Here is a 13725-nt window from a genome sequence, read left to right as displayed (position 1 = left end):
GCGATTACTTCGGTAAAAGGGGGACTTCCGGGAGGGTCCCGGTCGCCTAGGGGAGAGTAACGACCGTCGCGGCGAAGACGAGACCCGCCCCGAAGCCGATGATGAGCGCCGTGTCGCCGCTCTTGGCCTGTCCGGTCGCCAGGAGCCGCTCCATCGCGAGCGGGATCGAGGCGGCGGAGGTGTTGCCGGTGGTCTCGACGTCACGGGCGACCGTGACGTGCTCCGGCAGCTTGAGGGTCTTCACCATCGAGTCGATGATCCGCATGTTGGCCTGGTGCGGGATGAAGACGTCCAGGTCGTCCGCGGTGATGCCGGCCGCGTCCAGGGCCTGCTGGGCGACCTTCGCCATCTCGAAGACGGCCCAGCGGAAGACCGCCTGGCCCTCCTGCGTGATGGCGGGGAACTTGATCTCGCCGGCCTCGTTGAGCGGCAGGTTCGTGACGTCGCCGGCGGGGGTCCCCCCTGCTCGAGCGGAGCCGAGAGCTTGGGGGTGGAACTCGTTCCACGGCACGGTCTGCTTGATGGTCTCCGACTTGTCGCCCTCGGAACCCCAGACGGTGGGGCCGATGTGCGGCACGTCGGAGGGGCCGACCACGACCGCGCCGGCGCCGTCGCCGAACAGGAAGGCCGTCGCGCGGTCCTCCAGGTCCGTCAGGTCGCTCAGCCGCTCCACGCCGATCACCAGGACGTACTCGGCCGAGCCCTCGACGATCATGCCCTTGGCGAGCGTCAGGCCGTAGCCGAAGCCCGCGCAGCCCGCGGAGATGTCGAACGCGGCCGGCTTCCCGGCCCCGATCTTGTCGGCGATCTCGGTGGCGACGGCCGGGGTCTGCTTGAAGTGCGAGACCGTGGAGACGACGACGGCACCGATCTGCTCGGGAGTGATCCCGGCCGCGGCGATCGCCTTGCCGGACGCCTCCACGGACATCGCGGTGACGGTCTCCTCGGGCGAGGCCCAGTGGCGGGTGGCGATGCCCGAGCGCGAGCGGATCCACTCGTCGGACGAGTCGATCTTCTCGAGGATCACCTCGTTGGGCACGACCCGGGCCGGGCGGAAACCGCCGACGCCCATGATCCGCGCGTACGGGGCGCCCTTGCTGGGCTTGATCTTCGACATGCTTCTCGACACTCCTCGTCAGACGGCCGTGTGCTCGGCGACGAGCGTACGGGCCGCATCCAGGTCGTCGGGCGTCTTGAGGGCCACGGTGGCGACCCCCGGCAGCGCGCGCTTGGCGATGCCGGTGAGCGTGCCGCCCGGGCAGGCCTCGATCAGCGCGGTGGCGCCCAGCGCCTGGAAGGTCTCCATGCACAGGTCCCAGCGGACCGGGTTGGCGACCTGGCCGACCAGCCGGGCGAGGACCTCGGTGCCGGTGGCGACGGCCTGACCGTCCTTGTTGGAGACGTATGTCACCTTCGGATCGGCCGGGGTCAGCTCCTTCGCGGCCTGCTCCAGGGTGGCGACCGCGGGGGCCATGTGGTGCGTGTGGAAGGCGCCGGCGACCTTGAGCGGGACGACCCGGCGGACGCCCTCGGGCTTGTCCTCGGCCAGGGCGGCCAGCTGCTCCAGCGTGCCGGCGGCCACGATCTGGCCCGCGCCGTTCACGTTGGCCGGGGTCAGGCCCAGCTTCTCCAGGTGCGGGACGGTCACCTCGGGGTCGCCGCCGAGCAGCGCCGACATGCCGGTCGGGGCGATCGCGGCCGCGTCGGCCATCGCCAGACCACGGGTCCGTACGAGACGGAGCGCGGCGGTGTCGTCGAGGACGCCCGCGAAGGCGGCGGCGGTGAACTCGCCGACGCTGTGGCCGGCGACCACGCCGGGGCGGAGACCCGCCGCGTCAGCGGCTGATGCTCCCGTGCCGAGGGCGGCGGCGGAGAGCAGGCCGGCCGCGACGAGCAGCGGCTGGGCCACGGCGGTGTCGCGGATCTCGTCCGCGTCCGCCTTCGTGCCGTAGTGGACGAGGTCGAGCCCGATGGCGTCCGACCATGCCGCGAGGCGGTCGGCGGCACCGGGGAGTTCGAGCCAGGGAGTCAGGAAGCCGGGCGTCTGGGCGCCTTGGCCGGGAGCGACGAGTACGAGCACCCTCACACTCTCTCTTGCGGACGGTGTCCGGCGCCCGTGGGGACTAGGACGAAGAACCGTCGGGGTAATTGTCGGTGTTCGACAAAAGTCTAGGACTGGCCCTCCGCCTCGGCCAAGCGTCCGAGGATCAGCGCGATCCGCAGGGTGAAGGCGGAGCGGACGTCGGAGGGTGACCAGCCGGTGACGTCGGTCACACGTCGGAGCCGGTAGCGCACGGTGTTCGGGTGGACGAACAGCATCCTCGCCGCGCCTTCGAGACTACTGGCCTGCTCCAGGTAGACACTCAGAGTTTCCAGGAGCGCCGAGCCCGCTTCCTCCAGCGGTCTGTAGATCTCCTCCACCAGCTGTTCACGGGCCGAAGGGTCGGAGGCGATCGCGCGTTCCGGCAGGAGATCGTCCGCGAGGACCGGCCGGGGCGCGTCCTGCCACGCCGTGCACGCCTTGAGCCCGGCCGCCGCGGCCTGCGCGGAACGGGTCGCCGCCAGCAGGTCGGGCACCACGGGACCGGCCACCACCGGACCCGGCGCGTACGGCCCGAGCAGCGCCTTCGCCACGCCGAGCGGATTGTCGGAGCCGCCCGCGATCACCACGAGCCGGTTGCCGAGCACCCCGGTGAGGACCTGGAGCTTGGCGTGCCGGGCGGCCCGCCGGATCGCCTCCACGGTCAGCTCGCTGTCGCCGTCCGGGGCGGTGCCGAGCACCACGCACACGTGGTCCGGCGAGTTCCAGCCGAGCGCGGCGGCCCGCGACACGGCGCCCTCGTCGGCCTCGCCGGACAGCACCGCGTTCACCACCAGCGACTCCAGGCGCGCGTCCCAGGCGCCCCGCGCCTCCGCCGCCTGCGCGTACACCTGCGCGGTCGCGAAGGCGATCTCCCGCGCGTACACGAGCAGCGCCTCGCGCAGCACCGACTCGTCGCCGGGCGCGGCGACATCCTCGATCGCCACCTCCATGACCTCGATGGTCGTCCGGACCATCTCCACGGTCTGCCGCAGCGTGATCGCCCTGGTCAGCTCGCGGGGCGCCGTCCCGAAGACGTCCGTGGAGATCGCCTGCGGGGTCTCCGGGTGCCGGAACCACTCGGTGAACGCGGCGATGCCGGCCTGCGCGACCAGTCCGATCCACGAGCGGTTCTCTGGCGGCATCGCCCGGTACCACGGCAGCGTCTCGTCCATGCGGGCGATGGCGTTCGCGGCGAGCCGCCCGGAGGACTGTTCGAGGCGCTTCAGGGTCGCGGGGTGCGGATGAGCGGCGTTCGTGGGTTCAGACACGGGACAAGACTGCCTCATCCGGGCACGGACGTGCGGGGTCGGGGCCGTTTCGCCACGGCGGGCCCCGCTACTGTACGGGGGATGATCCGCATCCAGCGCGCGTCCGACCGCTATCCGGGCGGCGACCCCGCGGCCGGCGTCGAGACCCGGCACGCCTTCTCCTTCGGGGCGCACTACGACCCCGACAACCTCCGCTTCGGCCCCCTCCTCGCCGTCAACGAGGAGCGCCTCGCCCCCGGCGCGGGCTTCGACGAGCACGCCCACGCGCACACGGAGATCGTGACCTGGGTGGTCGAGGGCGAGCTCACCCACCGGGACACCACCGGTCACGAGACGCTGGTCCGCCCCGGGGACCTCCAGCACCTCTCCTCGGCGGCCGGCGTCCGCCACGTGGAGCGCAACGCGGGCGGGGCCCCGCTGACCTTCGTCCAGATGTGGCTGGCGCCCCTGGAGCCGGGCGGCTCACCCTCGTACGAGCTGATCCGCGGCCTGGACGGCCCGTACCCCGTCCCGGCGGCGGGGGCCACGCTCCACGTCCACCGGCTGGCGGCGGGGGAGGAGGCCGGCCTCCCGGCGGCCGGGACCCTCTACGTCCACGTGGTCCGGGGCACGGTCGCCCTGGCGGGCGAGGAGCTGGCGCGCGGGGACGCGGCACGCGTCACGGAGGCGGCGGGGCAGACGCTCCGGGCGTCGTCCGACGCGGAGGCACTGGTCTGGGCGTCGGACGTCTGAGGCCCTTCAACGGACCGCGCTCTTCGCCTTCCAGTCGGCCCAGGACAGGTTCCACGCCCCGTACCCGTTGCCCTCCGCGACGACCCCCTTCGTGTCGCCTCCGCGGATCTCGAACGGGTCCCCGACGTTCACGCTCGCGTAGAAGGACTGCGCGTCGGCGGTGCTCATCCCGATGCACCCGGAGCTCCTGTTCGCGACCCCGAAGTTCCCCGCGTTCCACGGCGCCGCGTGCGCGTACATCCCCGACCACGTCAGCCGCATCGAGTAGTCGACCATCTTGTCGTACGCGTCGCCGAGGCCGACCGTCTCGGAGTTCATCCGGATCGTCCCCTCCTTGGCCATGAGCACGGCCGTCCCCCGCCACGACCGCTTGTCGCCGCCCGGCGTCCCGCCCGAGACGGGGATGGTCCGCACCGTCCGCCCGTCCTTGACCAGGGACAGCCGCTTGGTGTCCAGGTCCACCTTCACGACCTGCGCCGCGCCGACGGTGAACCCGGTCCGGTAGTCGCGGATGAACCAGCCGTCGCCGGAGTCCGTGCCGTTGAGGTCCGCCTCCAGCGTGACCTTCGTGCCGGGCTTCCAGTACTCCCGGGGCCGCCAGTCGACGCGGTCGCGCCCGGAGTAGTCGGTGACCCAGCCCCACGACCCCTCGGTGCCGTTGGACGTCGTCACCTTCAACTGCCGTTCCACGTCCGCCTTCCGCGTCACCGGCCGGTCGAAGACGATCGACAGCGGCTGCCCGATGCCGACGGTCGTGTTCTTCCCGGGCGCCAGCGTCAGCTTGTTGACCCGGTCCGCCTTCTCCGTGGTGAACGCGGACTTCGTCGTCGTCTCCTTCCCGCCGGCGCCCCGCGAGACGACCTCGACGGTGTACGAGGCGCCCGGCGCCGCCTTGCGGTCCGAGGTCCAGCGGGCCCCGCCCGCCGCGGACTTCCCGGTGAGCCGCCCGCCGTCCGCGTCCGTGACCGTCACCGACGCGATCGTCCCGCCGGCCGCCGTCACGGTCACCTGCTTCCCGGCCTCGGGCTTCGCCACGGTCACCCGCGCGGGCGCCCCGTCCTCGGCGGCCCCGCCCGACGGGGCGGCGGAGGAGCCCGGGCCGCTCGCCGCCTGGGCCGTGCAGGCGGTGAGGGAGACGGCGAGGGCGATGGCGGCAAGGGCGGGCCGGGACGTGCGTATCGGCGGCACGGAGCACCTCCGGAAGAGGAGAGAAAAGGGTGGGATGCCCGGACTCTAGGCCGCCCGGGAGCCCCTCCGCCCCGCCGGAGGCCCATGTGACGGGCGCTGATGGGAAACGGTCATCGTCCCGTCACACACGCCGCGCGGACCCGTCTCATCCGGCTGTGAGCCTGCTGTGCGCCGCGCCACCGAGGGGCGGCCGAACCAAGGAGGCTCCCGTTGTGTCAGCGCTGCTCGTGACGCCCGCACCCGTGAAGCGCCGCCCCGCCGCCGCGCCGTCGCCCGCCGGTCCGCTCCGGCTCGGCCCCGTCTCCCCGGAGGTGTACCGCGCCTTCCTCGCGGCCCGTGGCACCGGCGCCGACGGCCCCAGCTTCCTCCAACTCCCCGCCTGGGCCGAGGTGAAGGAGGGGTGGAGTCACCAACTCATAGGCTGGGGGCCGGAGTCGGGTGAGCTCACCGGCGTCGCCCTCGTCCTGCTCCGGACCTTCCCCGGCACCCGCAAGCACTTCGCCTACCTCCCCGAAGGGCCGGTCGCCGACTGGGCCGACCCGGACCTCGACCGCTGGCTCGACCCGCTCCTCGCCCATCTGAAGGCCTCCGGCGCCTTCGCCGTACGCATCGGGCCCGGGCCCGCCCACCGCCGCTGGACCGCCGCCACCGTCAAGGCCGCCACCGGGCCCGGCCGCCGGCTCGGCGACGTCCTCGCCGACGAGGTCGACCCGCTCGGCACCGCCGTCGCCGAACGGCTCCGCGCCCGCGGCTGGAAGCGCTGCGGCGGCGACTCCGAGGACGGCGCCGACGCCCAGCCCCGCCACGTCTTCCAGGTCCCGCTCACCGGCCGCACCCCCGACGACCTGTGGTCCGGCCTCAACCAGGAGTGGCGGCGCAACGTCCGCAAGGCCCGCAAGTCCGGCGTCGAGATCACCGTCGGCTCCGCCGCCGACCTGCCGGAGTTCCACCGGCTGCTGAAGATCACCGAGGAGCGCGACGGCTTCCGCCTCGGCCGCTCCCTCGCCTACTACGAGCGCCAGTACGCCGTCCTCAACACCGAGCACGCGGGCCGGATGAAGCTCTACCTCGCCCGCCACGAGGGCGAGATCCTCGCCGCCCACACCATGATCACCGTCGGCCGGCGGGTCTGGTACCAGACCGGCGCCTCCGCCGACCACCGCCGCGAGGTCCGCCCCTCCAACGCCCTCCAGTGGCGGATGCTGCTCGACGCCCACGCCCTCGGGGCCGACGTCTACGACCTCCGCGGGGTACCCTCCACCCTCGATCCGGACGACCGCGCCCACGGGCTCCTGCGCTGGAAGCTCGGCACGGGCGGACAGGTCGTCGAGACGCTGGGGGAGTGGGAGACACCGATGCACGGCACGACCAACCAGGCGCTGTACCGCGCCTTCCAGGCCTACCTGAACCGCCGATGAGCGCCGGCACGACCCTCGCCCCGCCCGCGCCGTCCCGGCGCAAGCCCGCGTCCGCGCTGCGCAGCGGAGCCCTCATGGCGGCCGGCTCGCTCGTCTCCCGCGCCACCGGCTTCGTCCGCGCCGCCGTCGTCGCCGCCGCGCTCGGCGCGGGCCTGGTCGCCGACGGCTACGCGGTGGGCAACTCCGTCCCCACCATCGTCTACATGCTGCTCCTCGGCGGCGCCCTCAACGCCGTCTTCGTGCCCGAGCTGGTCAAGGCCGCCAAGGAGCACGAGGACGGCGGCGCCGCCTACACCGACCGCCTCCTCACCCTCTGCGGCCTCGCCCTCGCCGTCCTCACCGCCGGCGCCGTCCTCGCCGCGCCCGCGCTCGTCGACGGCTACACCGACTACCACGGGCCCCAGCGGGACCTGACGATCGCCTTCACGCGCGCGTGCCTCCCGCAGATCCTCTTCCTCGGCCTCTTCACCCTCCTCGGGCAGGTCCTCAACGCCCGCGGCCGCTTCGGCGCCATGATGTGGACCCCGGTCCTCAACAACGTCGTGGTCGTCGCCGTCTTCGGCCTCTTCCTGGCGGTGAGCGACGGCGGCGAACTCACCCCCGGCGAGACCGCGCTCCTCGGCTGGGGCACCACCGCCGGCATCGCCGCCCAGGCCCTCGCCCTGCTGCCCTCGCTGCGCGCCGCCCGCTTCCGCTTCCGGCCCCGCTTCGACTGGCGCGGCAGCGGACTCGCCGCCCCGCTGCGCGCCGCCGGCTGGCTCGTCCTCCTCGTCCTCACCAACCAGGCCGCCTACTGGGTCACCACCTGGGTCGCCACCTCCGCCGGCACGGACACCGACACCGGCGGCTCGGGCCTCGCCGCCTACAACAACGCCTACCTCCTGTGGGCCGTCCCGCACGGCATCGTCACCGTCTCCCTGGTCACCGCCCTCATGCCCCGCATGAGCGGCGCCGCCGCCGACGGCGACCTCGCCGCCGTCCGCCGCGACGTCGGCTACGCCCAGCGCACCACCGCCGCCGCCGTCGTCCCCGCCGCCTGCGCCCTCTTCGCCCTCGCCGGCCCGCTGATGTCGGTCGTCTTCGGGTACGGCGCGACCGACACCGCCGACGTCCGCGCCATGGCCTGGACGCTGACCGCCCTCGCCCCCGGCCTGATCGCCCTCTCCGGGCAGTACGTCTGCACCCGCGCCTTCTACGCGCTCCGCGACACCCGCACCCCCTTCCTGCTCAACCTGGTGATCGCCGGGCTCAACGCGGCGCTCTCCCTCGCCGCCCACCACTGGCTGCCCACCCGCTGGACGGTCACCGGCATGGCCGCCGGCTACTCGCTCGCCCTCTGGGCGGGCTGGGCGCTCACCGCGTACGTCCTGCGCCGCCGGCTGCCCGCGGCCGACGACGGCGGCACCGGCCTCGGCAGGCTGCTCCTCGCCGCCGTCCCCGCCGCCGGCTACGGCCTCTTCGCCGTCGACGGAACCGCCTCCGCCGGGGCCGTCGTCTCCGGTCTCGCGGGCGCGGCCGCCGTCCTCGGCTCCTTCGTCCTGCTCGCCGGACCGCTGCGCCTCACCGAGGTCTCCGCCCTGCTCAAGACCGCCGCCGGCCGGCTCACCCGCCGGTCCTGACCACCGGGGCTCCCCTCCCGCGGGGGCCTCCACCGACCTTGGGATACTCCACGAATGCCTCGCGTGCTCCTCATCGAAGACGACCCCTCGGTCCGTGAAGGCGTCGAGCTCGGGCTCCGGCGCCGCGGGCACGAGGTGCGCACCGCCGCCACCGGGGAGGCCGGGCTCGCCGCCCTCGGCGAGTTCCGCCCCGACCTGCTGCTGCTCGACCTGATGCTGCCCGGCATGAACGGCGTCCAGGTCTGCCGCCGGGTCCGCGAGGACAGCCAGCTCCCGATCATCATGCTGACCGCCCGGGGCGACGACTTCGACGTCGTCATCGGCCTGGAGGCGGGCGCCGACGACTACATCGTCAAACCCGCCCGCACCGAGGTCATCGAGGCCCGCATCCGGGCCGTCCTGCGCCGCATCGAGGAGCCGGGCGGCGGCCGCCCCGCCGTGGAGCACCACGGCGCCCTCGCCGTCGACCGGGCCGGCCTCACCGTCGCCAAGAACGGCGAGCGCCTCGCCCTCGCCCCCTCCGAGCTGAAGCTGCTGCTCCACCTCACCGCCGCCCCCGAGCAGGTCTTCAGCCGCCAGCAGCTCCTGGAGCACGTCTGGGAGCACAACTACCACGGCGACGCCCGCCTGGTGGACGCCTGCGTGCGCCGCCTCCGCGCCAAGATCGAGGACACCCCCGGGGAGCCCCGCTACATCCAGACCCTGCGCGGCTTCGGCTACCGCTTCGGACCCCTGTGAAGGCCTGCGTCCCCGGCGAGGAACCGGGCACGGGACACGAACCCGGGGCGACGGCGTACGCCCCCGGGACGACGGCGTACGAACCCGCCGCCGGGCCCGCGTACGGCACCGCCCGGGAGACCGCCGTCCGGGAGCCCGAGGCCCGGCCGGAGGACACCGGTGACGGGGCCGGCCGGGCGCGCGGCCGCCGCCGGGTCCGGACGCGGGGGCGCAGGCCCCGGCCGTTCGGGCTGCGGACGCGGCTGGTCTTCGCGTTCCTGCTCGTCGCGGCCGTCGGCTGCGGCACCACCGCCGCGCTCACCTACCGGGCCGCCCGCAGCGCCATCCTGGAGCAGACGCAGAACACCGCCGTCTCCGCCTTCCGCCAGCAGGTCGAGGACCTCAACATCAGCCTGCCCCTCGACGAGGCCTCGCTCCGCGACCGGCTCCTCCACATCGCCCGGCAGGGCAAGCCGCGCCCCTGGCGGGTCTACGCCGAGTACGGCACCCTCCGCGTCTCCTCCACCGACCGCCCCACCTCCTCCGTCCTCACCCCGGAGCTGCGGGCCCGCGCCCACGCGCGCGAGGCGACCCCGCACACCGGCTTCCAGCGCGTGGTCACCCACGGCACCCCCTACCTGACGATCGCCGTCCCCGCCGTCTTCCTCACCCAGGTCGGCGGCGAGCCGCAGCCCACCGGCCTCGTCCTGTACGCCGTGATGGAACTGCGCGAGGACGAGGCCAACATCGAGGCCCTCGTCACCGCCGCCCGCGACGGCGCCCTGCCCGCCCTCGCCATCGCCCTGATCCCGGCCCTGATCGCCGCCCGCGGCGTCCTGCGCCCGGTCCGCGAACTCCGCCACGCCGCCGCCAGCATGGGCCGCGGCCGGCTCGACACCCGCATCCACGCCAAGGGCAGCGACGAACTCGCCGACCTGGCACGCACCTTCAACGAGTCGGCGGCCGAACTGGAGCGCTCCGTCACCGAACTGCGCCGCGCCGAGGCCCGCGCCCGCCGCTTCGCCTCCGACGTCTCGCACGAACTGCGCACCCCGCTCGCCGGGATGCTCGCCGTCACCGAGGTCCTCGACGAGGACGCCGGCGCCCTCGACAGCGACACGGCCCGCGCGGTCCGGCTGATCAGCGCCGAGACCGTCAAGCTCGCCGTGCTCGTCGAGGACCTGATGGAGATCTCCCGCTTCGACGCCCGCGCCGCCGAGCTCCACACCGACGAGGTCGACGTCGCCGACTGCGTCCGCAAGACCCTGAGCAGCCGGCACTGGACGGACCCCGAGCAGGTCCACGCGGTCCTCGGGGAGGGCATCAGGGCCCGGCTCGATCCCCGCCGCTTCGACGTCGTCGTCGCCAACCTGGTCGGGAACGCGCTGCGGCACGGCCGCGCGCTCGTCACCGTCCGGGTGTACGTCGACGGCGGCTCCACGCTCGTCGTCCAGGTCTCCGACCGGGGCCCCGGCATCCACCCGGACGTCCTGCCGCACGTCTTCGAACGCTTCTACAAGGCCGACCCGGCCCGCGCCCGCTCGGCCGGCAGCGGCCTCGGCCTGGCGATCACCCAGGAGAACGTCCGGCTGCACGGCGGCACCGTCGGGGCCGCCAACCACCCGGCGGGCGGCGCGGTGTTCACGGTCAGGATCCCGCTGTGAGGCGCCGCACGGCGCTGGGCGCGCTGCTCGCCGCCCTGCCGCTGGCCGTCGGCTGCGGCATCCAGGGCAGCGACGTCGTGGAGGCGGGCGGCGCGCCGACCGTCGTCGTCCAGCCGATCCCCGAGAGCCGGATGCTGCTCTACTTCCTCGGCCCCCACGGGGAGCCGATGCCGGTCTCCCGGGACGCCGGCATCAGCTTCGTGCCCCTCCCCGAGCGGACCCGGCCGGAGGGCGGCTCGGACGTGGACGACGCGGCCACCGACGGGAGGGGCCTCGGCTTCGAGTCCTCCGACGACAAGGCGCCGTACGGCTCCGCCCCGGCCACCATGAAGGTGCTCGCCGCGCTGCTCGCCGGGCCCGGCGGCGCCGAGTTCCAGGCGGGCATCACCACCGAGCTGCCCCAGAGCGGCGAGCTGATCCGCGTCGAGTCCGAGCTCGCGGGCGGGGTCCGGCTCCGCACGCCCTTCCCGGCACGGGAGCTGTCGCCGGGCGCGGTCGTCCAGCTGGTGTGCACGGCCGCCCACGCCGTGGACCGCGCCGGCACGCTCCCGGTGACCGTCGAGGGCCCGGACGGCGCCCTCCCGGCCACCACCTGCGCGGCCGCGGCGAGCTGAGGCCCGGGCCCGGGGACGGCGCCTCGGGACGGCGCCTCGGGTCAGCGCCGCAGGTCGGCGAGGACCGCGTCCGTGAACGGCGTCCAGGCCTCGATCGCCCACGGCCCGAAGGCCCGGTCGGTGAGCGCCACGCAGGCGGCGCGGACGTCCGGGTCGATCCACAGGAACGTGCCGGACTGGCCGAAGTGGCCGAAGGTGCGCGGCGAGGAGGTGGTGCCGGTCCAGTGCGGCGACTTGGCGCCCCGGATCTCGAAACCGAGCCCCCAGTCGTTGGGCCGCTGGTGTCCGTAGCCGGGCAGGATGCCGGTGAGCCCGGGGTACGTGACGGTCATCGCGTCCAGGACCGTGCGGGCGTCGAGCAGCCGGGGCGCCTGCACCTCGGCCGCGAACCGCACCAGGTCGTCCACGGTCGACACCGCGTCCTTGGCGGGGGAGCCCTCCAGGGTGGTGGCGGTCATGCCGAGGGGCGCCAGGACCGCCTGGTGCAGGTAGTCGGCGAAGGGGATGTCGGTGGCCTTGGCGACCAGATCGCCCAGGACCTCGAAGCCGGTGTTGGAGTAGATCCGGCGGGTGCCCGGCGCGGCCTGGACCCGGTTCTCGTCGAAGGCGAGCCCGGAGGTGTGGGCGAGCAGGTGGCGCACGGTCGCGCCCTCGGGCCCGGCCGGCTCGTCGAGGTCGATCGCCCCCTCCTCGTACGCGACGAGGACCGCGTACGCCGCCAGCGGCTTGGTCACCGAGGCGAGCGGGAAGCGCTGCCCGGTCGGGCCGTGGCTCCCGGCCACCGTGCCGTCCGCGCGGACCACGGCCGCCGCCGCGGTGGGGACGGGCCAGTTCTCTATCGCCGCCAGACTGGGCACGCTGCTGCTCTCCATGGGGCCGAGCCTACTTGCTTGGAGTGCGCTCCAACCTTTTAGCGTGGGGGCATGAGCGCGATCGAGAGCACCCCCCGGCCGCCGGCCGCCCGCAAGGACCGCTACACGATCAGCGAGGTCGCCGCCCTGACCGGACTCACCGCGCACACCCTGCGCTGGTACGAGCGGATCGGCCTGATGCCGCACGTCGACCGGTCGCACACCGGGCAGCGCCGCTTCACCGAGCGGGACCTCTCCTGGCTGGACTTCGTCGGCAAGCTCAGGCTGACCGGGATGCCGGTCGCGGACATGGTCCGCTACGCCGAACTGGTCCGGGAGGGCGAGCACACCCACGGGGAGCGCCGGGCCCTCCTGGAGGCCACCCGCCGGGACGTGCTGACCCGGATCGAGGAGCTCCGGTCGACGCTCGCCGTGCTCGACCTCAAGATCGACCACTACGGAACCATCTGCGGAGGTACGCCCTCATGACCGAGACGACCGACAGGACCGGTGGGACCGACAGGACCGGTGGGACCGACAGGACCGGTGGGGCCGGGAAGATCGACACCGTACGCCTCGGGCCCGGTCAGGACGGGCCCGAGACCGGCGTCCAGGGCTTCGGCGCCATGGGCATCAGCGAGTTCTACGGCGCCACCGACGAGGCCGCCGCCCGCGACACCCTCGACGCGGCCCTGGAGGCCGGCGTCACCCTGATCGACACCGCCGACATCTACGGCAGCGGGGCCAACGAGGAGTTCCTCGCCCCCTTCGTCGCCGCGCACCGCGACGAGATCGTCCTCGCCACCAAGTTCGCCATCGAGCGCGACCCGGAGCGGCCCGCCCACCGGGCCGTCCGCAACGACCGCGCCTACATCCGGCAGGCCGTCGAGGGCAGTCTGCGCCGCCTCGGCACCGACACCATCGACCTCTACTACATGCACCGCCGCGACCCGGCCGTGCCGCTCGCCGAGTCCGTCGGCGCGATGGCCGAACTGGTCGCCGAGGGCAAGGTCCGCCACCTCGGCCTGAGCGAGGTCACCGGGCCCGAGCTGCGGGAGGCCTTCGAGGTCCACCCGATCACCGCCCTCCAGTCGGAGTGGTCGCTCTTCTCCCGGGACGTCGAGCGCTCCGCCGTGGCCGCCGCCGCCGACCTGGGCGTCACCTTCGTCCCGTACTCGCCGCTCGGCCGGGGCTTCCTCACCGGCGCCTTCGCGGACGCCGGCAAGGACCTCTCGGACAGCGACTTCCGCCGCCACCAGCCCCGCTTCACCGGCGAGAACGCCGAGCGGAACGCGGCCCTCCTGGACCCGGTCCGGAAGATCGCCGCCGCCCACGGCGCGACCCCCGCGCAGATCGCCCTCGCCTGGGTCCAGCAGCGCGCCGCCGTCCACGGCCTGACGGTCGTCCCCATCCCCGGCACCCGCAAGCGCTCCCGCCTGGAGGAGAACGCCGCCGCCACCCGCATCACCCTCACCGCCGCCGAACTCGCCGCCCTGGAACCCCTCGCGGCCCGGGTCGCGGGCGACCGCTACCCGGACATGAGCTTCACCTCGGCGAGCCGGGAGGTCTGA

Annotated in this window: 13 protein-coding genes; 8 read left to right on the top strand and 5 right to left on the bottom strand. The window is 74.1% G+C overall.

Going from position 1 to position 13725, the window contains the following annotated elements; genetic code table 11:
• Positions 1-46: 46 nt before the first annotated feature.
• The 3 genes from AB0E19_RS07995 to AB0E19_RS07985 all read right to left on the bottom strand — a co-directional run bounded on the left by AB0E19_RS07995 (position 47) and on the right by AB0E19_RS07985 (position 3369).
• The gene (locus tag AB0E19_RS07995; RefSeq protein ID WP_362175059.1) at positions 47-1117 is read right to left on the bottom strand and encodes a ketoacyl-ACP synthase III; all 1071 of its coding nucleotides are present in this window, start codon (positions 1115-1117) and stop codon (positions 47-49) included.
• Positions 1118-1135: 18 nt separating this feature from the next.
• Positions 1136-2080, bottom strand: a complete 945-nt coding sequence (locus AB0E19_RS07990) for an ACP S-malonyltransferase (RefSeq protein WP_362175056.1) — start codon at positions 2078-2080, stop codon at positions 1136-1138.
• Positions 2081-2169: 89 nt separating this feature from the next.
• Entirely contained in the window at positions 2170-3369 is a 1200-nt protein-coding gene (locus tag AB0E19_RS07985) for a helix-turn-helix domain-containing protein (RefSeq protein ID WP_362175054.1), read from the bottom strand.
• A 63-nt stretch (positions 3370-3432) separates the two neighbouring features.
• Between AB0E19_RS07985 and AB0E19_RS07980 the strand changes: the two genes are divergently transcribed.
• Positions 3433-4083: a pirin family protein gene (locus AB0E19_RS07980; RefSeq protein ID WP_362175051.1), complete on the top strand. Its 651-nt coding sequence runs from the start codon at positions 3433-3435 to the stop codon at positions 4081-4083.
• 6 nt (positions 4084-4089) lie between these two features.
• Here AB0E19_RS07980 and AB0E19_RS07975 read toward each other — a convergent pair whose 3' ends face one another.
• Entirely contained in the window at positions 4090-5271 is a 1182-nt protein-coding gene (locus AB0E19_RS07975; RefSeq protein ID WP_362175048.1) for an Ig-like domain-containing protein, read from the bottom strand.
• A 242-nt stretch (positions 5272-5513) separates the two neighbouring features.
• On the opposite strand from AB0E19_RS07975, the gene AB0E19_RS07970 reads away from it, so the two are divergent.
• From AB0E19_RS07970 to AB0E19_RS07950, 5 genes are all read left to right on the top strand, one after another.
• Positions 5514-6689: a peptidoglycan bridge formation glycyltransferase FemA/FemB family protein gene (locus tag AB0E19_RS07970; RefSeq protein ID WP_362175741.1), complete on the top strand. Its 1176-nt coding sequence runs from the start codon at positions 5514-5516 to the stop codon at positions 6687-6689.
• Positions 6686-8308 carry a murein biosynthesis integral membrane protein MurJ gene (gene murJ, locus AB0E19_RS07965; protein WP_362175045.1) on the top strand — a complete coding sequence of 541 codons (1623 nt, stop codon included), beginning with the start codon at positions 6686-6688 and terminating at the stop codon, positions 8306-8308. The genes AB0E19_RS07970 and murJ overlap by 4 nt, the downstream gene beginning before the upstream one ends.
• A 54-nt stretch (positions 8309-8362) precedes the next feature.
• Positions 8363-9046, top strand: coding sequence for a response regulator transcription factor (locus tag AB0E19_RS07960; protein WP_362175042.1), 684 nt, complete (start codon positions 8363-8365; stop codon positions 9044-9046).
• Between the two features lie 230 nt (positions 9047-9276).
• Positions 9277-10689 carry a HAMP domain-containing sensor histidine kinase gene (locus AB0E19_RS07955; protein ID WP_362175738.1) on the top strand — a complete coding sequence of 471 codons (1413 nt, stop codon included), beginning with the start codon at positions 9277-9279 and terminating at the stop codon, positions 10687-10689.
• Positions 10686-11303 (top strand): hypothetical protein, encoded by a 618-nt coding sequence (locus AB0E19_RS07950; RefSeq protein WP_362175039.1) that lies wholly within the window; start codon positions 10686-10688, stop codon positions 11301-11303. The genes AB0E19_RS07955 and AB0E19_RS07950 overlap by 4 nt, the downstream gene beginning before the upstream one ends.
• Positions 11304-11344: 41 nt before the next feature.
• Here AB0E19_RS07950 and AB0E19_RS07945 read toward each other — a convergent pair whose 3' ends face one another.
• Complete coding sequence (locus tag AB0E19_RS07945) at positions 11345-12175, bottom strand: serine hydrolase domain-containing protein (protein WP_362175036.1); 831 nt, start codon at positions 12173-12175, stop codon at positions 11345-11347.
• 51 nt (positions 12176-12226) lie between these two features.
• On the opposite strand from AB0E19_RS07945, the gene AB0E19_RS07940 reads away from it, so the two are divergent.
• Together AB0E19_RS07940 and AB0E19_RS07935 are read left to right on the top strand one after the other, a co-directional pair.
• A complete protein-coding gene (locus AB0E19_RS07940) occupies positions 12227-12643 on the top strand; it encodes a MerR family transcriptional regulator (protein WP_362175033.1) in 417 nt (138 codons plus the stop codon).
• Positions 12640-13725, top strand: coding sequence for an aldo/keto reductase (locus AB0E19_RS07935; protein WP_362175029.1), 1086 nt, complete (start codon positions 12640-12642; stop codon positions 13723-13725). The genes AB0E19_RS07940 and AB0E19_RS07935 overlap by 4 nt, the downstream gene beginning before the upstream one ends.

It is taken from the genome of Streptomyces sp. NPDC047974 (genome assembly GCF_040653375.1).
GTDB lineage: Bacteria > Actinomycetota > Actinomycetes > Streptomycetales > Streptomycetaceae > Streptomyces.
Note: the sequence above shows the minus strand (reverse complement) of the source record. Positions and strands in the feature narration are given on the sequence as shown.